The sequence below is a fragment of the Stappia sp. G46H5W genome, from assembly GCF_058448995.1.
Genome location: NZ_JBZFLL010000004.1, coordinates 481356 through 500942 on the forward strand (window position 1 = coordinate 481356; position 19587 = coordinate 500942).

A 19587-nucleotide genomic window follows, 5' to 3' on the forward strand; every position below is an offset into this window, starting at 1 on the left:
CCGGTCCTGGAACTCGCCGGCGTCACCAAGACCTACCGGGTCAAGCAGGGCATGTTCTCCGCCCCCAAGCCGCTGCATGCGCTCGGCGGCGTCAACCTGAAGATCCACCGCAAGGACGTGCTCGGCCTCGTCGGCGAGAGCGGGTGCGGCAAGTCCACGCTCGCCAAGATCCTGCTGGGTCTGGAGGCGCCGACCTCCGGCAAGGTGCTGATCGACGGGCGCGAGGTCACCGCGCGCGAGCGCACCGTGCTTGCCCGGCGCATCCAGCCGATCTTCCAGGACCCGTACTCCTCGCTCAACCCGCGCAAGAGCATCGAGGACATCATCGCCCTGCCGCTGGTGGTCCACAAGATCGGCGACAGCGCCTCGCGGGCCAAGTCCGTTGCACGCATGCTCGATCTCGTCGGCCTGCCGCAGCGCGTGCTGCGCGGCTATCCCAACCAGCTGTCGGGCGGCCAGCGCCAGCGCGTCGCCATCGCCCGCGCGCTGGTGATGAACCCGGAAATCGTCATCTGCGACGAGCCGACCTCGGCGCTCGACGTGTCGGTGCAGTCGCAGATCCTCAACCTGCTCGGCGACCTGCGCGAGGAGCTGGGCCTCACCTATCTGTTCATCAGCCACAATCTGGCGGTGGTCGAGCATCTGGCGACGCGCGTTGCCGTCATGTATCTCGGCAAGATCGTCGAGGAGGCGCCGGCGTCCGAGCTCTTCGCCGGCCCGCGCCACCCTTATACGCAGGCGCTGCTGGAATCCGTGCTGACGCCGGACCCGAACCTTTCGGTGCCCGACACCCATCTCGGCGCGACCTATCCCAACCCCATCGACCCGCCGTCCGGCTGCCATTTCCATCCGCGCTGCGCGAAGGTCATGGACATCTGCAAGACCACCCCGCCCCCTCATGTCGCCGGGCCTCAGGGCCATGTCGACTGCCATCTGCACGCGGCGCCCGCCAGCTGATCATCGCCGCACCGTCGTCCCGTCTGTGGTGAGGAGCCGCCCATGAGCAATCTTTCGCGCACCCAGTCCGTGCGCAAGCATGTGATCGAGACCAGGGGCGGCGTCGTCGCCTCCCAGCACCGGGTGGCCGCCGAGACCGGCGCCGCCGTCCTGGCCGCCGGGGGCGATGCGGTGGATGCGGCCGTTGCCGTCTCCTTCGCCGTCGGCGTGCTGGAGCCGTGGATGAGCGGCCCTGCGGGGGGCGGCGCCATGGTCCTGTGGCGCGAGGACGAGCAGAAGGCGCACAGCATCAATTTCGGCATGCGCTCGCCCGCCGCCCTCGATCCGGCCGACTACCCGCTGTCGGGTGCGGGCAAGTCGAACGACCTCTTCCCCTGGCCGTCCGTGGTCGAGGACCGCAACGTCCAGGGCGCCACGGCGATCGCGGTTCCCGGCACCGTTGCCGGCATGGAACTGGCGCATGCCACCTGGGGCCGGATGGGGTGGAAGGACCTCGTCATGCCGGCGGCCGACCTTGCCGCCGAGGGCATGCTGGTCGACTGGTATGCCTCGCTGATCATCTCCTCCGTGGCGCGCGAGCTCGCCAAGGATCCCGATGCCGCGGCCATGTTCCTCGACGACGGGATCTGGCCGAAATCCTCCGGCTGGACCGCGGTTCCCAACCTGCGGCTCGACCAGACCCGGCTGGCCGGCACGCTGCGGCGTATTGCCGAGGCCGGCGCGCGCGACTTCTACGAGGGCGACATCGCCGCGGCGATGGCCGCCGACGTCCAGGCCAAGGGCGGTTCGCTGTCGCAGGCCGACCTTGCCGCCTACCGGGCGGTGCTCGCTCCCGCGCTGGAGACCTCCTATCGCGGCGGCACCATCCATGCCGCGCGCGGCCTGACGGCGGGCGCCAATCTCGTCGAATGCCTGGCGATGATGGAGGCCGCCTTCACGCCGTCCTCCGCGCCGGACGGCACCAGCTATTCCGAGATGGCCCGCGCCCTGTCGGCCAGTTACGAGCGGCGCCTGCGCGAAATGGGCGACACGGGCGAGGCGGAGGGCTCCGGCACCCCGTCCTGCACCACCCATTTCAGCGTCGTCGACCGGCACGGCAACATGTGCGCCGTCACCCAGACGCTGCTGGCGGTGTTCGGCTCGCGCGTCGTCTCGCCGTCCACGGGCCTCCTGATGAACAACGGCATCATGTGGTTCGATCCGGAGCCCGGCAAGCCGAACTCGCTGGCGCCCAACAAGGCCTGCCTGATGAACGTCTGCCCGGCCATCGGCGAGAAGGATGGCCGGCGTTTCGCCATCGGCGCGTCCGGCGGCCGCAAGATCCTGCCGGCCGTGCTCAACCTCACCTCCTTCCTGATGGACTTCGACATGTCCCTGGAAGGGGCCTTCCACCAGCCGCGCATCGACAACAGCGGCGGCGGGGCGATCCTCGCCGACGAGACGCTGCCGCAGTCGGTCGTGTCTGCGCTGTCCGCCGTCCATCCGGTGACGGCCACCCGCCGCACCGTCTTCCCGTATGCCTTCGCCTGCCCGGCGGGCGTGCTGCGGCAGGACGGCATCAACATGGGGTGCACGGAGATCATGTCGCCATGGGGCGACGCCGTGCCCGAAACCGAGGGAGCCTGACGTGGCAAACCGTGAGAGCGTCATCGCGCGCATCGACAATTTCCTTTCGAGCGGCGGCTACGAGACCGAGCTCGCCCGCATGCTCGCCTTCGAGACCGAGAGCCAGGATCCGTCCCGCCGCTCGGAGCTGATGCGCTACCTCGTCGAGGAGATGGAGCCGAAGCTCACCGGCCTCGGCTTCACTTGCCGCATCATGACCAACCCGGTTGACCCGTCCGTGCCCTTCCTCTTCGCCGAGCGCATCGAGGACCCGGCCTTCGAGACCGTGCTCACCTACGGCCATGGCGACGTCATCCGCGCCCAGACCGACCAGTGGCGCGAGGGGCTGCATCCCTTCCGCCTGGTGCGCGAGGGCGACAAGCTCTACGGGCGCGGCACCGCCGACAACAAGGGCCAGCACTGCATCAATATCGCGGCGCTGCGTACCATTCTCGAGGAGCGCGGCTCGCTCGGCTTCAACTGCAAGATCATCATCGAGATGGGCGAGGAATGCGGCTCGCCCGGTCTTGCCGAGCTGTTCTCGCAGAATCGCGAGACCTTCGCCGCCGACGTGCTGATCGCCTCCGACGGCCCGCGCCTGCATCCCGACCGTCCGACCCTGTTCATGGGCTCGCGCGGCGCGGTCAATTTCGACCTGCGCGTTGAGCTGCGCGAGGGCGCCCACCATTCGGGCAACTGGGGCGGGCTGCTGCGCGACCCGGCCATGGTGCTGGCCCATGCGCTCGCCTCCATCACCGACCGCCGCGGCCAGATCCAGGTGCCGGAGTGGCGCCCGACCAGCCTGACGCCGGCCGTGCGCGAGGCGCTGAAGGATTGCCCGGTCGGCGGTTTCGACGGACCCACCGTCGACACCGACTGGGGCGAGGAGAGCCTCACCCCGTCCGAGCGCGTCTTCGGCTGGAACAGCTTCGCCATTCTCGCCCAGACCAGCGGCGTGCCGTCCGCTCCGGTCAACGCCATCTCGGGCCGCGCCCATGCCCATTGCCAGCTGCGCTATGTGGTCGGCACCGATCCCGACGACATCCTGCCGGCGCTGCGTCGCCATCTCGATGCCAACGGCTTCCAGATGGTCGAGATCGTCCCGGCCGACCGCGGCTTCTTCCATGCAACGCGCCTCGACCCCGACCATCCCTGGGTCACGCGCGTCAAGACCTCCATCGAGGCGACTACGGGCAAGAAGCCGGCGATCCTGCCGAACCTCGCCGGCTCTCTGCCGAACGAGACCTTCGCCGACATTCTCGGCCTGCCGACCGTCTGGGTGCCGCATTCCTACCCCGGCTGCTCCCAGCACGCGCCGAACGAGCACGCGCTCCATTCCATGACCCGCGAAGCGCTGGCGATGATGGCCGGCCTCTTCTGGGACATCGGCGAGGCGAACGCGGCCCGCGCCGGCAAGACGGCCGAAGCGACCGCCTGAAAAGCGACCGCCTGAGACGCCGCCGCTTCAGTCGGCAAACCTGCTCGTCCGATCCGTCGCCATCATGCCACGGGTCGGACCGGCGGGGATTACTGGAAAACTGCTGGCGGGGATAAGCGTCAGATATCCCCGCACACGACAACGCCCGGACGGGGTCCCGTCCGGGCGTTGTTTTTTGAGACGATTGAGAGCGCTTGCGTCAAGATTTCTCGAGATTTTGCAAAATCCGTCTCGAAAATTCTCGAATTTCGACTACCCGTTGTTTTCGCTCATCTTTTTGGCGCGGCGGCGCTTCAGCGCCTTCATTACGGGCCACAGGATCATTGCCAGCGTCGCCGCGGCCAGCACCGCCGAGATCGGCCGCGTCAGCAGCTCCACCGGATCGCCCCGGCTGATCAGCAGCGCGCGGCGCACGCTCTGCTCGGCCATCGGTCCCAGGATCATGCCCAGGATGATCGGCGCCAGCGGTACGTTCAGCTTTTCGAGCAGGTAGCCGGCAGCACCCGCCGCCAGCATCACCCACAGGTCGACCGGCCGTCCGTTGATCACATAGACGCCGACGCACATCAGAACCAGGATCGAGGGCACCAGCAGCACGCCCGGAAGCCTTTGAATCTGCGCGAAAATTCGTGTCGCTGCGGCGCCGCCCACCAACAGGATCAACACCGAGGTCAGCAGCATCTCGATCATGAAGCCGCCGACCAGAACCGGGTTCTGGTGGAACAGCTGCGGCCCCGGCTGCAGCCCGTGGATCATCAGCGCGCTCAGCACCAACGCGGCGACCACATTGCCAGGAATGCCAAGGGTCAGCGCCGGAATCATCGAGGCGGCATTATCGGCGTTGTTGCCGCATTCGGCCGCCGCCACGCCTTGCGGGTTGCCCTGTCCGAAGCTTTCGGGCTTGGAACTGGCGTTCTTGGCGGCGTTGTAGCTCAGGAACGCGGCGATGTTGCCGCCCGCTCCCGGCAGGATGCCGACGAAGATGCCGATCAGCGACGAGCGGCCCCAGGTCGGCAGCAGGCCGCGCACCTCGCCCTTGCGGAACGGCACGCTGGAAAGCCGCAGCTGGGCGGCCGAAAGGCCTTTCAAGTCGCACTTTTCGGCCAGTTGCAGCACCGGCGGCAAGGCGTAGAGGCCGACCAGCACGACCACCAGGTCGAGCCCGCCGAGCAGCCAGGGCTGGTCGAACGTGTAGCGCGCCTGGCCCGACAGCTGGTCGATGCCGACCGTTCCGAGCAGCAGACCGAGCACCGCCGCCATGATGCCCTTGACTGGGTCGCTGCCGACCATGACGCCGACCGAGGCCATGCCGAAAATGGCGATCCAGAAATATTCGGCCGGGCCGAAATAGAGCGTCGCGCGGGCCAGCAGCGGCCCGACGGTCATCAGGGCCAGCGCGCTGGCGATGCCGCCGATGGCCGACGACCAGCAGGCGATCTTCAGCGCCTTGGCCGCTTCGCCCTTCTCGGCCATCGGGAAGCCGTCGAAGGTGGTGGCGATGGAGGCCGGGGTGCCCGGAATGCGCAGCAGGATCGCCGGGATCGCGCCGCCATACATCGAGCCGTTGTAGATGCCGGCGACCATCGCAAGGGCGACCAGCGGGTCCATCGAGTAGGTCAGCGGCAGCAAGAGGGCGATGGCCATGACCGGGTTGAGGCCAGGCAGGGCGCCGATCAGCACGCCGAGCAGCGTCGCGCCCAGCATGGCGACCAGTGGCCCGGTCGCCATCACGGCGGAGGCGGCGTTCAGGAAAAAGTCCATCTCAGCCTCCAAGGCGCGAGGCGGCCCACAGCTCGGGCGGCAGCGGCTTGTTGAGCACCAGCGAGAAGACGATCCAGACCAGCGCGACGAAGCTTGCCGCCACGATCGCCGTGTAGAGCGGGCGGCGGAAGCCCAGCACCGGCGGCAGCGCCAGCATCAGCAGCGCGGAGGCGGTGTAGAAGCCGAGCGGCAGGATCAGCGCCACGTAGATCACGCCGGCGGCCAGCGCCTTCACGAGGTTGGCCGGCACGTCGACGAGCCGCCGCGGCGCATCGGTTTTCGAACGGGCGGCGCGCAGCATCACCAGAGCGCCGCACAGCGCCAGGACCAGACCCAGCACCATCGGGTAGGTGCCGCCGGCTCCCTGATAGGAGCCGGCCTGCCACGCGGCCGCCAGGCCGAGGCCCGCGAAGAGCAGACCAAGGGCCAGGTCCTGGCTGCGCTCCATCTTACTTCGCCAGGCCCAGGTTCTTGGAGACGACGGCCAGCGCGTCGAACTCGGCCTTCAGCCGCTCGCCGAGCGCCTCGCCCTTGACCACGTTCGGGACCTCGCCCTTGGAGGCCAGGAACTCGACATAGGACGGATCGTTGACCGCCTCGTCGATGACGGCGGCGAGCTTGTCGACGATGGCCTGGTCGAGACCCTTCGGACCCAGGATCGCCCGCCACAGCAGGGTCTCCTTGTCGCCGAGGCCGAGGCTTTCGAGGCCGGCCGCCTGCGGCAGCGCCGGCACGTCCGCGGCCGAGGTCACGACGAGGCACTTGGCTTCCTTCGACTCAACGTAAGGCAGGACCGGCGAGATCGAGCCGCCATAGATGTCGACATGCTTGCCGAGGAAGTTCTGCAGCGTCTCGCCGGCGCCGCCGAACGGGATGGCGACCGCCTTGATGCCGCGGGCCTGGAAGATGCGTTCGGCCGCCAGCTGCATCGTGCCACCGATGCCGTCGTTGCCGTAGGTGTACTTGTCCGGATTGGCGGCGAGCTCGGCCAGGAACTCTTCGCCCGTCTCGGCCGGAAACTCCGGATGGACGCACAGCGTGTAGGCCGTCTCGGAGGTCGAGGCGATGGGCGTGAAGCTGTCGAGCGTGTAGGCGACGTTCTGGACCTGCGGCACGGTGGTCAGCGGGCTGTTCCAGGTGGCGAAGAGCGCGTAGCCGTCGGGCTTGGCCTGCATGAACTGCGAGGCGCCGACCGAGCCGCCGCCGCCGCCGACATTCAGCACGGCGATGGAGGTGCCGAGCTTCTCTTCCAGCAGCAGGGCCAGCTTGCGGGCGCTGGTGTCGGTGCCGCCGCCGGCACCGGCCGGGATGGTGAGTTCGATGGGGCGCTCGGGATAGTCGGCAAGAGCGGGCATGGAGGTGCAGCCGAGCAGGGCTGCTGCGACAATGATCTTGTTGATTTTCATGTTGTTTCTCTCCCGTGAGGCGGCTTTTGTCAGCCGATTTCGCTGCGGTAGTGGAACTGAGCGGCACTGCCGCGGGCGATGCGCCACTCGACGGGCGTTCCGTCGATGTCGAAGGCGGTTCGCCGGATGATCGCCAGCGGGTCGCCGGGTTTCAGCTTCAGCCGGGCGGCGACCTGCTCGTCGGCGCGGCCGAAGGACAGGTCGTCCGTCGCCCGCTTCACCAGCACGCCGAAGCGCTCGAAGTAGAGCGGATACAGCAACGGCCCGAAGGCGCTGTCGGGCAGGCTTTCGAAGCCGGCAAAGCGATCCGCGCGGATGTAGAGCTCTTCGAAGAGGACCGGCTCGTCCGACAGGGAGCGCAGACGGATGATGCCGATGACGTCACCGGTGCCGAGTGCCGCCTCGGCTTCCTTCGGCGCCGTGGTGCGGGCGCGCAGGATCAACTCGCTGGTCGGGATGGAGGAGGGGGCGCCGTCGGGGCCGCGCACCTGGAAGAACCGGAAGAGCGTCGCGTCGAAGGACGGGCGGCGCAGATAGGTGCCCGAGCCCTGGCGCCGTTCCAGCAGGCCTTCCGCCACCAGCCCGTCGACCGCCTTGCGGACCGTGCCGATGGAGATGCCGTACTCGCGCGCCAGGCGCGCCTCGGAAGGGATCGGGTGGTTCGGACCCCATTCGCCGCTGGCGATGCGGGAGGCAAGGGCGTCGCGCAGCCTCGCATAGGCCGGCAGCCGCTCGTCCGCGCTGGGTATCCTGTGGGCCATTCCGTCTCCTCCTGCGCATCTTCCTTAGCGGATGTTGACCCATTCAGTCAACTAGTCATATATATGAATTCTTCTCGGGAGTTGCGGATGATCCGGTTCGATTGCCACGTTCATGTCTATGAGGAAGTGACCGCGACGCGCGGTGCGCGCTACGTGCCGGCGGTGCCGGCGCCGCTCGCCGGCTGGCAGGCCGGCATGGCGCGGCACGGCCTTTCCGGCGGTGTCATCGTCCAGGTCAGCTTTCTCGGCTTCGACAATTCCCAGCTGCTGGATGCCCTGTCGCGGCTCGATCCGCAACGCTTTGCCGGCGTCGCTGTGGTGCCGGACGATGTCGAGGCGGGCGCGCTGGACGCGCTGGTCGCGGCCGGCATTCGCGGCATCCGCTGGAACTTGGTGCGCGGGGCGCCGCTCCCCGATCTGGAGAGCCCGGCCGTCGCCGGGCTGCTTCAGCACCTGCGCGAGCGCGGCCTGCATCTGGAGATCCAGCTGGAGGGGCCGCGCCTGCCGGCCATCGTCGGACCGCTGCTGTCGCGCGGCGTCACTGTCGTGGTCGATCATTTCGGCCTGCCGGAGGAGGCGGATCCGGCCCGCGATCCCTGGCTTTGCGCGCTGGCGCAGGCCGGCGACCTGTCGGGTCTCTTCGTGAAATTCTCCGCTCCCTACCGCTCGCCGGTCGATGTCGCCCCGCATGCCCGCGCGCTGCTTGAGCTGCTGCCGCCGGACCATGTGGTCTGGGGCACGGACTGGCCGCACACCCAGCACGAGGCCATCACCGACTACGACCGCGCGGCCGCCGGCCGCGAGGCCTTCGGTATCGGCGACGATGCTGCGGCGGTGAAGGCGCTCTACGGCCTTTCCCTCGCCTGAGGGGTCTTTGGCGAGCTGCCGCTTTCCAAGCGGCGGGCGCGGCTGTAGCCTTGCCCGCGCATGGCCAACGAGACCCCGCTGACGCTCCGCCAGATCGAAGTGCTACGCGCCGTCATGGTAGCGGGCTCGATTGCCGGTGCCGCGCGCATTCTCAACGTCGCCCAGCCCGGCATCAGCCGGACGATGAAGCATCTGGAAGCCTCGCTCGGCATCAAGCTGTTCACCCGCAGCGGCGGCCGCTACGTGCCGACGCCGGAATCGCAGCAGGTGTTCCTGCAGCTGCAGGAGGTCCACAAGAAGCTCGTCCACCTGCAGGTCTCCATCGGCCAGCTGGAACGCGGCCACGATGTCGAGATCTCGCTCGCCTCCGTGCCCAGCATCGCCAATGTGATGGTGCCGCTGGCGGCGGCCGGGCTGAAGGCCCGCTATCCCGACATCCGCATGAACATCGAGATCCTGAAGATCGAGGAGGCCATCGACTTCCTGCTGCTCGGCAAGGGCCAGTTCGTGTGCATGAGCCACCGCTTCGAGCATTCCTCGATCGTCTTCGAGCCGCTGGCGCAGGGGCACCTGTTCTGCGTCGCCCATCGCGACCACCCGCTTGCCGCGCGCGCTAGGGTCACCGCGGCGGAGATCGCCGCCTTCCCGCTGATCGGCATCGACCCGGCGGACCCTTACGGCGCGATCCTGGCCGAGATCTTCGCCCGCCAGGGTCTCGACTTCCACATCGAGATCCGCGCCCGCTTCGGCACGACGGTCCTGGGGCTGGTGCGGCAGAACCTCGGCGTTGCCGTTCTCGACAATTTCACGGTCGCCGATCTGCCGCGCGTCGAGCCGGACATCCGTCTGATCCCGATCTGTGAGCCGACGCCGTTCCGCACCTATGTGGCGCGGCGCTCGGACCTGGAGATCTCCGGCTTCGCCGAGGCTTTCATCGAGCTGCTGCGGGGCGAAATGGACGCGGCGACCCGGCGCACGGCGACATAACCACAGGTTATTGATCTCTGCATTATTGGTATTTGCGTTAAGTTTTTCGGCATGCGATTTTTGACATGCAATAGCGGCTGCCATCTCACGGTCTGGGAGGACCGGGCGGACCGCAACAACGATCCTGGGAGGAAATGATGATCCGCAGTCTTGCCGGAGCAGTCGCTGCTCTTGCCCTGTCCGCCGGCGTTGCCAGCGCCGACTTCCCCGAGCGCGAGATGCTGGGCGTGGTGATGTGGGGCGCGGGCGGTGCCACCGACGTCGTCGCCCGTGCGGTCAACCCGGCCGCGGAGGCCGCGCTCGGCAAGCCCATCGTGGTGCTGAACAAGTCCGGCGGCGCCGGCGCCATCTCCACCGCCTATGTGAACGCCGCGCCTGCCGACGGCTACACGTTCCTCTATGGCGCCGAGAACCCGCAGCTGCACCCGATCATGGGCGTCAGCAAGCTCGACTACTCGAACTTCTACCCGGTCAACATTCTGGGTCGCGGCGTTGCCGTGATCGTCGTGCCGCAGGCCTCCAAGTACCAGACGCTGGCTGAGCTGCTGGACGACATCAAGGCCAATCCGGGCCAGGTCAAGATGGGCTCCACCGGCCCCGGCGGCCTGCCTTCGACGGTCAGCGCGCTGCTCTCCAACTCCGCGCCCTTCGACGTCACCGCCATTCCCTTCGACGGCGAGGGCCCCGGCCTGACCGCGATGCTGGGCGGCGAGGTCGACTTCATGCCGTCGGGTCTGTCGGCGGCGGCCGAGCAGATCAAGGCCGGCACGATGCGCGCGCTGGCGGTCGTCAATGCCGAGCCGGTCGACACGCTGCCGGGCGTTCCGGCGGTCACCGACACGATCCCCGGCATGTCCGCCTACCTGCCCTGGGGCCCGTTCTACGGCGTCTTCGTGCGCAAGGACACGCCGGACGACGTCAAGGCCAAGCTGGTCGACGCCTTCGCAACGGCGGCCGGCAGCGACGAGTTCAAGACGCTGATGGCCAATCGCGGCAACGTCATGATGAACATCTCCGGCGAGGAGGCAGAGACCTTCCTTGCCAAGTGGCAGCAGGTCACGGCCTGGGCGCTGCAGGACACGGGCGCCGCCAAGGTCAGCCCGGAGAGCCTGGGCATCCCGCGCCCGTAACGCCTCAGCGCTGCGGCCGGGACGACGGGGTTCCGGCCGCAGCCCTCATGCTGCCAGGAGGGTCATGATGTCCTCGCGAGCCCAGCGGCGGCCGGGCGAGCTCGCCTTCGCCGTCGCCCTTCTCGCGCTCAGCCTGTGGCTGTTCAGCGAGGCCTACAAGATTTCCGGCTTTTCCGGCCTGTCGACCCCCGGCATCTTTCCGATGCTGGCGACCGGGCTGATGGTCGTCTGCTCGCTGGTGATCCTGTTGAAGGCGCTGGCGATGACCCCGGCCGGCGGCGGTCTGCGCCGGTTCCTCGCCGATATCACGCCGCTGCGCCAGACCGTGATGGTGGTGCTGGTCGGCCTCTACATCCTGGCGATGCCCTACCTCGGCTTCCTTGCCGCCTCGGGTGTCTTCCTGTTCGTGTCGATCCAGTTCCTGTGGCGGCGCAGCCCCTGGCTGACGGCTCTGGTCAGCCTTGCCGGACTGGCGGCGATCCACGTGGTGTTCAGCCTCGTCTTCCAGGTGGTGCTGCCCAAGGGAACCCTGCTGCAGGGGCTGTTCTGACATGCTCGAGTCCTTCGGATACCTGGCGATCTCCTGGCTCGACCCCTGGCTGCTGATGCTGACGGCGGCGGGCACCCTCGCCGGCATCTATGTCGGTGCGATCCCCGGCCTGTCGGTGACGATGGCCGTGTCGATCCTGATCTCCTTCACCTTCAAATGGAGCGTCAACGACGCGCTGGCGCTGATCGCCGGCGTCTATGTGGGCGGCGTCTACGGCGGGTCGCGCACCGCGATCCTGCTCAACATTCCCGGCGCGCCGAGCGCCATCGCCACCGCGCTCGACGGCTACCCGATGGCCAAGCGCGGCGAGGCCGGCGAGGCGGTCGGCCTGACCACCGTGATGTCGGTGTTCGGCGGCTTCGTCGGCATTGCGGCGCTCGCCCTGTTCGCGCCGATGCTCGCCGACTTCGCGCTGATGTTCACCTCGCGCGACTACCTGCTGCTGGCGATGATCGGCATCCTGCTCGTCGGCACCCTGTCCGGCGAAAGCTTCGCCAAGGGCGTCTTTGCCGGTGCGCTCGGTGTCTTGATCGGCATGGTCGGCCTCGACCCGATGACGGCGGAAGGGCGCTTCACCTTCGACACGATCACCCTGATGGGCGGCATCCCTTACGTGGTCGCGATGATCGGCTTCTTCGGCGTCGCCGAGGCCTTCGTGCAGCTGCACCAGCTCGACCTGCCGGCGGTGAAACAGAAGATCGACCGGGTGATCCCGCGCCTTGCCGATGTGCGCCGCTATTTCCGCGTTGCCATGCGCGCCTCGGGCATCGGCACGGTGATCGGCGCGCTGCCGGGCACCGGCGGCGACATTGCCGCCCTGCTGGCCTATGACGATGCCAAGCGGGCGACGAAGAACCCGGAAGTGCCCTTCGGCGAGGGCGCCAAGGAAGGCCTAGTGGCGCCGGAAGCGGCCAACAACGCGGCCGTGGGCGGCGCCTTCGTGCCGATGCTGACGCTCGGTATTCCGGGCGATGCGGTGACCGCCGTCATCATCGGCGCGCTTTTCATCCATGGGCTGAAGCCCGGCCCCCTGCTCCTGGTCGAGACCCCGCACCTGTTCTGGTTCACGGTCGGCAACCTGGCGCTCGCCAACATCTTCCTGCTGATTTTCGGCCTGACCGGCATCCGCATCTTCACCAAGATCGTCGAGTGCCCGAAGGCGATCCTGCTGCCGCTGATCATCATCCTGTCGGCGGTCGGCTCCTACGCCATCCAGAACAATCCGGTCGACATCTACTGGATGCTGCTGTTCGGCGTGTTCGGCTATTTCCTGAAGGTCTACGGCTTCCAGGTCGGGCCGGTGATCCTCGGCGTCATCCTGGGTCCGATGATGGATTCCAACTATCGGCGGGCGATGATCGGGGCGCGCAACGATCCGGCGACCTTCATCTGGGATTTCCTGTCGCATCCGATTTCCTGCGTGCTGCTGATCGCCTTCCTGGCGCTGCTGATCTCGCAGACGCCGCTCGGCCGCATGGCGCGCGAGGCGTGGCGGGGAAGGCGGGCGCAGGGGCGCGGGGCGGGATGACCGCCGGCAGGGCCGATCTGCCGGAGACCTGAGACCGCGCCCGGAAAGCGGCGGGCCTCATGGCGCGAAAGAGCGAAGAGATGAAGACGAAAGCCCGCATCGCCATTGTCGGGGCCGGCAAGATCGGCCGCGTGCACATGGCCCAGGCCGCCCGCGAGGGCGAGCTCGCCGGCGTCGCCGACCCGTCTGCGGACGGGCGCCAGGCGGCGGAGGCCTTTGGCGTGCCGTGGTTCGACAGCCTTGACGAGATGCTGGCCCGGTTGCGGCCAGACGGGGTGGTGCTGGCGACGCCGAACCGGCTGCATGCACCGCAGGCGCTCGCCTGTATCGCGGCCCGCGTGCCGGTGCTGGTGGAAAAGCCGCTGGCCGATACGGCGGAGGCGGCGCGCGAGGTGGTCGTCGCGGCGCGCGCTGCCGGCGTTGCGCTGCTGGTCGGTCATCACCGGCGGCACAATCCGCTGATCGCGGCGGCGCGGGCGGAGATCTCCAGCGGTGCCATCGGCCGGCTGGTCGCGGTCAACGCGCTGTGCTGGTTCCGCAAGCCGGACAGCTATTTCGAGGTACCCTGGCGCACCCAACCGGGCGGGGGGCCGATCCTCACCAACCTGATCCACGACATCGACCTGCTCCGCCACCTGTGCGGCGATGTCGCCAGCGTGCAGGCGCGCTCCTCCTCGCTGGCGCGCGGCCATGCGGTGGAGGACACGGCCGCCGTGCTCCTGCGCTTTGCCAATGGCGCGCTGGGCACCATGACCGTCTCCGATGCCGTCGCCGCGCCCTGGAGCTGGGAGCTGACGGCCGGCGAGAACCCGGATTACCCGGAAACCTCGGCCAGCTGCTACACGATCGGCGGCACGGCCGGATCGCTGTCGCTGCCTGATCTCGGGCTCTGGCACTACGAGGGGGCTGCCGACTGGGCGCAGCCGATCTCGCGCAAGGTGCTGACCCGGCAGGGCGGCGACCCCTTCGCGCTGCAAATGCGCCATTTCTGCGAGGTCGCGCTCGGCCGGGCCGTGCCGCTGGTCCCCGGCGAGGAAGGCCTTGCGACGCTCGACGTGCTCGCCGCCATCCGCCGGGCAGCGGAGACCGGCGGCGAGGTCGAGGTCCCGCCGCCGCTGGGCCTCGCCGTTCCGCCTGCCGCAGGCGTTTCCCTTTCCTCTCACAGCAAGGCCGGTGCCCCATGAAGACGTCCATCGCCACCGTCTCGATCAGCGGAGACCTTCGGGAAAAGCTGGCGGCGATCTCGGCCGCCGGCTTCGACGGAATCGAGATCTTCGAGAACGACTTTCTCGCCTTCGACGGCAGTCCGCGCGATGTCGGCGCGATGATCCGCGATGCCGGGCTGGAGATCACGCTGTTCCAGCCGTTCCGCGATTTCGAGGGCATGCCGGAGCCGCACCGGGCGCGCGCCTTCGACCGGGCGGAGCGCAAGTTCGACCTGATGCAGGAGCTGGGCACCGACCTGATGCTGGTCTGCTCCAACGTCTCGCCGGTCTCGCTCGGCGGCATCAACCGCGCGGCCGACGATTTCGCCGAGCTCGGCGCGCGCGCGGCGGCACGCGGCCTTCGCGTCGGCTACGAGGCGCTGGCCTGGGGCCGGCACGTCAACGACCATCGCGATGCCTGGGAGGTGGTGCGCCGTGCCGATCATCCCAATGTCGGCATCATCCTCGACAGCTTCCACACGCTGGCGCGCAAGACCGATGTCGACACGATCCGCGCGATACCCGGCGACCGGATCTTCATCGTCCAGCTGGCCGACGCGCCCTTGATCGACATGGACCTGCTCTACTGGAGCCGGCATTTCCGCAACATGCCGGGAGAGGGCGACCTTGCGGTCACCGACTTCATGCGGGCGGTCGCCGCGACCGGCTATGACGGGGTGCTGTCGCTGGAGATCTTCAACGACCAGTTTCGCGGGGGCTCGCCGAAATCCATCGCCGTCGACGGTCACCGCTCGCTCGTCTACCTGATGGACCAGGTTCGCCGCCGCGAGCCGGACGTGCGCATCTCGCTGCCCGAAATGCCCGACCGGATCGAGGCGCAGGGCATCGAGTTCGTCGAGTTCGCTGCCGACGAGGCGGAGGCGGAGGAACTGGCGCGCATGTTCGCCAGCCTCGGCTTCGTCGAGGCCGGCCGCCACGTTTCCAAGGACGTCACCTTGTGGCGGCAGGGCGGGATCAACCTGCTCATCAACACCGAGCGGGAGGGCTTTGCCCATTCCTCCTACCTGGTGCACGGCACGTCGGTCTGCGCCATCGGCCTCAAGGTCGCCGATGCCGCGGCCACAGTGGCGCGCGCGAGAGCGCTGGGCGCCGACACGTTCGACCAGCCGGTCGGGCCGGGCGAGCTCGCCATTCCCGCGATCCGGGGCGTCGGCGGCGGCGTGATGCACTTCATCGACGAGAAGCTCGCAGGGCTCTGGGAGACCGATTTCCGCCTAGTCGAGGGCGGCAAGGCGTCCGCTGCCGCCGGGCTCGTCTCCATCGACCATCTGGCACAGACGATGAACTACGAGGAGATGCTGACCTGGACGCTGTTCTACACCTCGATCTTCGCGACGGCGAAGACGCCGATGGTGGATGTGGTCGACCCGGCCGGACTGGTGCGCAGCCAGGCCATCGAAACGGCGGACGGGGCCTTGCGGATCACGCTGAACGGGGCGGAGAACCGGCGCACGCTCGCCGGCCGTTTCATCGCCGAAAGTTTCGGCTCGGCGGTCCAGCATGTCGCCTTCGAAAGCCGCGACATCTTCGCGACCGCCGCCGCGCTGAAGGCCTGCGGCTTCACGTCGTTGGAGATCTCGCGCAACTACTATGACGACCTGGAGGCGCGCTTCGGCCTCGATCCGGACTTCGCCGACAGGCTGAGGGCCGAGAACATCCTCTACGACCGGGACGGGGAGGGCGAATATTTGCAGCTCTATGGCCCGAACTACGGCGAAGGCTTCTTCTTCGAAATCGTCGAGCGGCGCGGCGGCTATCGCGGCTATGGCGCGGCCAATGCGCAGTTCCGCATCGCCGCGCAGAAGCGCCACCTGCGACCCGAGACCGTGCCGCGCCGCTGAGCGCGCGTCACGCCGGCCCGGCGATCTCCATGTCGAGGATCGCCGAGCTCAGGCACTTGCCATGCGCGTCCAGCGCCAGCGAGCGGGTGACGCCGCCCTTCAGCGCGCCGTGCAGCACGAAGTTGAGCGCGCCGAGCCGGGGCAGGGTGAAGCGCTCGATCTCGCCGATCTCCAGCCAGGCAAGATGGGCGCGCAGCCGCTCGGGCGTCACCGCCGCCTCGATCAGCGGCCAGTTCGCCATCTCGTAGGCGATGACCGAGACGTTGGAGATGTTGCCCTTGTCGCCGGTCCGCGAGTGGGCGATGTCGCGCAGCAGCATGGTCAGCTTTCCATAAGGGTCAGGCCAGGGGAGACCTCGGTCTCCGGGATCAGCGTGGAGAGAATGCCGACGATCTCGCGCACCTGGCGCGTCACGCCGCCGCCGGCCGCCGGGCCGTTGAGATAAAGGCTCTCCACCTCGTCGGCGACCAGCCGGGCGTCCTCGGCCGTGCTTGCGCGCGCGGCAAAGCGCACCCGCACCTCGCGCGCCTCATGGGCGGCGGAGCTCGATCCGCCCAGGATCGCGTCGACGCCGATCAGCTCGCCGCGCGTCTCCATATAGGGCACGGGGCCTTTCGCGATCCGCTCGCGCAGGATCTCCAGCGCCAGCCGCCCGCGCGCTACCGCGCCCGGCCCGGCATAGGAGATCTGTCCCTCGCCGACATGGCTGTCGACATAGCCGAGCGAGACCTTCAGCGTGCCGGTGCGCGCGCGGCCCGAGCCGCCGCAGATGCGTACCCGGTCGGGGCCTTGCGCCGCGATCTCGACGCCGGAAAAGTCGGCGATGACGTCGGGCTGCAGATAGGCGGCCGGATCGTGCACCTCGTAGAGCAGCTGCTCCTTGCAGGTCGCCTCGGTGACCGCGCCGCCGGTGCCGGCAAGCTTGGTGATTATCGCGGTGCCGTCCGCCTCGACCTCGGCAATGGGAAAGCCGAGGCGGGCAAGGCCGGCAACGTCCTTGAAGCCGGGGTCGGCGAAATAGCCGCCGGTGATCTGGCCGCCGCATTCCATCAGGTGGCCGACCAGGGTGCCGCGCCCGAGCAGCGGCCAGTCGTCCATCGCCCAGCCGAAGGCATGGACCAGCGGCGCGAGATAGAGCGCCGGGTCGGCGGCGCGGCCGGTGAGCACGATGTCGGCGCCCGCTTCCAGCGCGGCGACGATGGGCGCGGCGCCGATATAGGCATTGGCGGAGAGCAGCGGCCGGCCGAGATCGCGCACCGTGCCGCCGGTTTCCAGCAGCTCCAGCTGCGATCCCTCGACGGCAGCGAGCACGTCGTCGCCGGTGACGGCGGCGATCTTGAGGCCCTTGAGCCCCAGCTCGCGGGCGATCTCCTGCGTCTTGCGGGCGGCGGCCAGCGGATTGGCGGCGCCCATGTTGGAGACGATGCGCGGGCCGTTTGTCCCGCGCGCCGGCAGCACCGCGCGCATGCGCCGCTCCAGCAGCGGGTCGTAGCCGAACTCCGGGTCGGCGCGCCGCGCCTGCTGGGCCAGCGCGATAGTGCGCTCGGCCAGGCATTCGAAGACGAGATAGTCGAGCTCGCCCCGCGCGGTGAGGTCCACCGCCGGCTCGATGCGGTCGCCGGAAAAGCCGGCGCCGGTTCCGATCCTCAGGCTTTTCATCCTGCCGCTCCCCTCAGGGGCCGGCGCGCCTTGCCGAAATGCCAGGACAGGGCGAGCAGCAGGCCGGCGATCAGCGGTGCGGCCGGGTGCGGCCAGATGGCGAGGGCGATGGAGGTGGCGAACACGGCGATGTCCAGGGCGCGAATGGCGAAGAGTTTCTGCCCGCTCAGCACGGCGGGAATGGCGATCACCAGCACCAGCCCCGACAGGAGCGCGTTGCCGATGGCCATCCAGTCGCCCTGTGCCGTCATGCCGGGATAGAGCAGCAGCATGAAGGGCACCACATAGGTGACCGCGCCGAGGCGCACGGCCTCCATCGCCGCCGGCAGCCAGTTGGTCTGGGCGATGCCGGCACCGACGAAGACGGCGACGCAGACGGGCGGGGTGATCACCGAGATGGTGGCGAAGTAGAAGACGAAGAGATGGGCCGCCAGCGGGTCGATGCCGACGGCGGTCATGGCCGGCGCCAGCACGGCGGCGACCAGCACATAGGCCGCCGTCGTCGGCAGGCCCATGCCCATGATCAGGCAGACGCCGCCGACGATCAGCGCCACCAGCAGGGCGGAGTCGCCGGCCAGCGAGACGATCATCGAGCTCAAGGTGACGCCGATGCCGGTGAGGTTGATCATCGAGACGAGGATCTGCGCGCCGGCCAGCAGCACGCCGATGATCACCATGCCCTTGCCGGCGTCCTTGATGCCGGCGACGACGAGGCTCGCCATCTTCGAAGCAGGCATCTGGCCGATCGAGGTGGCGACGAAGGCGATCATCAGCCCGGTGATGCCGTAGAAGGCGGTGGTGGCGACCGAGCGGCCGAGATAGACGCCGATGGCCAGTCCGCCGATGGCGGCCAGGATCGGCAACACCCGGCGCGGGGCGAGGATGGTCGACCAAGCCGGCAACTCGTCCTCGGGCACCAGCGTCAGGTTCTTGCGCACCGAAACGATGTGCACCGTGACGAAGACGGAGAGATAGAACAGCAGCGCCGGGATGATCGCGGCGGTGATGATCTGGATGTAGGAGACGCCTAGGATCTCGGCCATGACGAAGGCGGCCGCGCCCATGATCGGTGGGGCCAGCTGGCCGCCGGTGGAGGCGACGGCCTCGACGGCGGCGGCGAAGGCCGGCGGGTAGCCGAGGCGCTTCATCATCGGGATGGTGAAGTTGCCGGTGGTCGCCACATTGGCCACCGCCGATCCGGAGATCATGCCGAACAGGCCGCTGGCGATGGTGGCGATCTTGGCCGCGCCGCCTGCCTGGCGGCCGCCGATGCGCATGGCAAGATCCATGAAGCTCTGGCCGCCGCCGGTATGCAGCAGCAGCGAGCCGAACAGGACGAAGGCGGCGATGACGGTGGCGGCGACGCCCGTCAGCATGCCCCAGATGCCGAGGTCGCCGAGGAAGATGGTCTCGGTTACGAAGGCGCTGTCGAAGCCGCGATGGGCCAGCGTTCCCGGAAGCATGTCGCCGAACAGCGCATAGGCGAGGCCGACGAGAACGAGGGCGGGGAAGATGATGCCGACGGCCCGGCGGCCGATCTCCAGAACCGAGGCGACGAGGCCGAGGGTCAGCGCCATGTCCAGCGTCGTCGCCCAGGGCAGGGTGGTCATGATCCGGTCGTAGTTGACGACGATGTAGCCGCAGGCGGCGATTGAGATGCCGGCGGCCGCAAGGTCGACGGCAAGGCCGAGCGGGCGCCAGCGCCGGCCATGGCCCAGCGGATAGACCGCAAGGCCGAGGCAGACGACGAGCGCCAGGAAGATCGCGCGCTGGATCAGGCTCTCGAACGGACCTGTCGCTGCCGTGTAGAAGACGAAGATGCCCGTCAGCAGCGCCAGGGCGTCGCGGGTCCGGTTCAGCACGGCGATCCT

General features: G+C 68.6%; 17 protein-coding genes. 10 read left to right on the forward strand and 7 right to left on the reverse strand.

Annotated elements, in window-relative coordinates; translation table 11 throughout:
• Positions 1–51 precede the first annotated feature (51 nt).
• From ACVJ6E_RS15080 to ACVJ6E_RS15090, 3 genes are read left to right on the forward strand one after another with little or no spacing between them, the layout of a single operon-like run.
• Entirely contained in the window at positions 52–957 is a 906-nt protein-coding gene (locus ACVJ6E_RS15080) for an ABC transporter ATP-binding protein (protein WP_245165474.1), read from the forward strand.
• Positions 958–999: 42 nt separating this feature from the next.
• Positions 1000–2583, forward strand: coding sequence for a gamma-glutamyltransferase (locus tag ACVJ6E_RS15085; RefSeq protein WP_120269371.1), 1584 nt, complete (start codon positions 1000–1002; stop codon positions 2581–2583).
• 1 nt (position 2584) lies between these two features.
• Positions 2585–4000, forward strand: coding sequence for a M20 family metallopeptidase (locus ACVJ6E_RS15090; protein WP_491676478.1), 1416 nt, complete (start codon positions 2585–2587; stop codon positions 3998–4000).
• Between the two features lie 252 nt (positions 4001–4252).
• Here the strand turns inward: ACVJ6E_RS15090 and ACVJ6E_RS15095 are convergent, their stop codons facing one another.
• The 4 genes from ACVJ6E_RS15095 to ACVJ6E_RS15110 are packed head-to-tail and all read right to left on the reverse strand — an operon-like array spanning position 4253 to position 7928.
• On the reverse strand, positions 4253–5761 hold the full coding sequence (locus tag ACVJ6E_RS15095) for a tripartite tricarboxylate transporter permease (protein WP_120269369.1): 1509 nt from the start codon (positions 5759–5761) through the stop codon (positions 4253–4255).
• Between the two features lies 1 nt (position 5762).
• Positions 5763–6209: a tripartite tricarboxylate transporter TctB family protein gene (locus ACVJ6E_RS15100; RefSeq protein WP_120269368.1), complete on the reverse strand. Its 447-nt coding sequence runs from the start codon at positions 6207–6209 to the stop codon at positions 5763–5765.
• A gap of 1 nt (position 6210) precedes the next feature.
• On the reverse strand, positions 6211–7167 hold the full coding sequence (locus ACVJ6E_RS15105; protein WP_185925932.1) for a tripartite tricarboxylate transporter substrate binding protein: 957 nt from the start codon (positions 7165–7167) through the stop codon (positions 6211–6213).
• A 29-nt stretch (positions 7168–7196) separates the two neighbouring features.
• Positions 7197–7928 carry a GntR family transcriptional regulator gene (locus ACVJ6E_RS15110; protein WP_120269367.1) on the reverse strand — a complete coding sequence of 244 codons (732 nt, stop codon included), beginning with the start codon at positions 7926–7928 and terminating at the stop codon, positions 7197–7199.
• Between the two features lie 87 nt (positions 7929–8015).
• On the opposite strand from ACVJ6E_RS15110, the gene ACVJ6E_RS15115 reads away from it, so the two are divergent.
• The 7 genes from ACVJ6E_RS15115 (at position 8016) to ACVJ6E_RS15145 (ending at position 16057) form a co-directional block, all read left to right on the forward strand.
• Entirely contained in the window at positions 8016–8795 is a 780-nt protein-coding gene (locus ACVJ6E_RS15115) for an amidohydrolase family protein (protein ID WP_120269366.1), read from the forward strand.
• A 60-nt stretch (positions 8796–8855) separates the two neighbouring features.
• The gene (locus tag ACVJ6E_RS15120) at positions 8856–9782 is read left to right on the forward strand and encodes a LysR family transcriptional regulator (protein WP_120269365.1); all 927 of its coding nucleotides are present in this window, start codon (positions 8856–8858) and stop codon (positions 9780–9782) included.
• 137 nt (positions 9783–9919) lie between these two features.
• Entirely contained in the window at positions 9920–10912 is a 993-nt protein-coding gene (locus tag ACVJ6E_RS15125) for a tripartite tricarboxylate transporter substrate binding protein (RefSeq protein WP_185925928.1), read from the forward strand.
• 67 nt (positions 10913–10979) lie between these two features.
• A complete protein-coding gene (locus tag ACVJ6E_RS15130; RefSeq protein ID WP_158592700.1) occupies positions 10980–11462 on the forward strand; it encodes a tripartite tricarboxylate transporter TctB family protein in 483 nt (160 codons plus the stop codon).
• 1 nt (position 11463) lies between these two features.
• Positions 11464–12990 carry a tripartite tricarboxylate transporter permease gene (locus ACVJ6E_RS15135; RefSeq protein WP_120269363.1) on the forward strand — a complete coding sequence of 509 codons (1527 nt, stop codon included), beginning with the start codon at positions 11464–11466 and terminating at the stop codon, positions 12988–12990.
• An 80-nt stretch (positions 12991–13070) separates the two neighbouring features.
• On the forward strand, positions 13071–14174 hold the full coding sequence (locus ACVJ6E_RS15140) for a Gfo/Idh/MocA family protein (protein ID WP_120269362.1): 1104 nt from the start codon (positions 13071–13073) through the stop codon (positions 14172–14174).
• A complete protein-coding gene (locus tag ACVJ6E_RS15145) occupies positions 14171–16057 on the forward strand; it encodes a sugar phosphate isomerase/epimerase and 4-hydroxyphenylpyruvate domain-containing protein (RefSeq protein WP_120269361.1) in 1887 nt (628 codons plus the stop codon). The genes ACVJ6E_RS15140 and ACVJ6E_RS15145 overlap by 4 nt, the downstream gene beginning before the upstream one ends.
• Positions 16058–16064: 7 nt before the next feature.
• On the opposite strand, the gene ACVJ6E_RS15150 is transcribed toward ACVJ6E_RS15145, so the two are convergent.
• The 3 genes from ACVJ6E_RS15150 to ACVJ6E_RS15160 are packed head-to-tail and all read right to left on the reverse strand — an operon-like array spanning position 16065 to position 19578.
• Positions 16065–16376: an AtuA-related protein gene (locus ACVJ6E_RS15150; protein WP_120269360.1), complete on the reverse strand. Its 312-nt coding sequence runs from the start codon at positions 16374–16376 to the stop codon at positions 16065–16067.
• Positions 16377–16378: 2 nt separating this feature from the next.
• Entirely contained in the window at positions 16379–17716 is a 1338-nt protein-coding gene (locus ACVJ6E_RS15155; protein ID WP_120269359.1) for an acyclic terpene utilization AtuA family protein, read from the reverse strand.
• Entirely contained in the window at positions 17713–19578 is a 1866-nt protein-coding gene (locus ACVJ6E_RS15160) for a TRAP transporter fused permease subunit (RefSeq protein WP_120269358.1), read from the reverse strand. Before ACVJ6E_RS15160 ends, ACVJ6E_RS15155 begins: the two co-directional genes overlap by 4 nt.
• Positions 19579–19587: the final 9 nt, after the last annotated feature.

Coding starts and splice junctions, on each gene's coding strand:
- ACVJ6E_RS15080 (WP_245165474.1), top strand. CDS start 52: ATGTTCTCCGCCCCCAAGCCGCTGCATGCGCTCGGCGGCGTCAACCTG.
- ACVJ6E_RS15085 (WP_120269371.1), top strand. CDS start 1,000: ATGAGCAATCTTTCGCGCACCCAGTCCGTGCGCAAGCATGTGATCGAG.
- ACVJ6E_RS15095 (WP_120269369.1), bottom strand. CDS start 5,761: ATGGACTTTTTCCTGAACGCCGCCTCCGCCGTGATGGCGACCGGGCCA.
- ACVJ6E_RS15100 (WP_120269368.1), bottom strand. CDS start 6,209: ATGGAGCGCAGCCAGGACCTGGCCCTTGGTCTGCTCTTCGCGGGCCTC.
- ACVJ6E_RS15105 (WP_185925932.1), bottom strand. CDS start 7,167: ATGAAAATCAACAAGATCATTGTCGCAGCAGCCCTGCTCGGCTGCACC.
- ACVJ6E_RS15110 (WP_120269367.1), bottom strand. CDS start 7,928: ATGGCCCACAGGATACCCAGCGCGGACGAGCGGCTGCCGGCCTATGCG.
- ACVJ6E_RS15115 (WP_120269366.1), top strand. CDS start 8,016: ATGATCCGGTTCGATTGCCACGTTCATGTCTATGAGGAAGTGACCGCG.
- ACVJ6E_RS15120 (WP_120269365.1), top strand. CDS start 8,856: ATGGCCAACGAGACCCCGCTGACGCTCCGCCAGATCGAAGTGCTACGC.
- ACVJ6E_RS15125 (WP_185925928.1), top strand. CDS start 9,920: ATGATCCGCAGTCTTGCCGGAGCAGTCGCTGCTCTTGCCCTGTCCGCC.
- ACVJ6E_RS15130 (WP_158592700.1), top strand. CDS start 10,980: ATGTCCTCGCGAGCCCAGCGGCGGCCGGGCGAGCTCGCCTTCGCCGTC.
- ACVJ6E_RS15135 (WP_120269363.1), top strand. CDS start 11,464: ATGCTCGAGTCCTTCGGATACCTGGCGATCTCCTGGCTCGACCCCTGG.
- ACVJ6E_RS15140 (WP_120269362.1), top strand. CDS start 13,071: ATGAAGACGAAAGCCCGCATCGCCATTGTCGGGGCCGGCAAGATCGGC.
- ACVJ6E_RS15145 (WP_120269361.1), top strand. CDS start 14,171: ATGAAGACGTCCATCGCCACCGTCTCGATCAGCGGAGACCTTCGGGAA.
- ACVJ6E_RS15150 (WP_120269360.1), bottom strand. CDS start 16,376: ATGCTGCTGCGCGACATCGCCCACTCGCGGACCGGCGACAAGGGCAAC.
- ACVJ6E_RS15155 (WP_120269359.1), bottom strand. CDS start 17,716: ATGAAAAGCCTGAGGATCGGAACCGGCGCCGGCTTTTCCGGCGACCGC.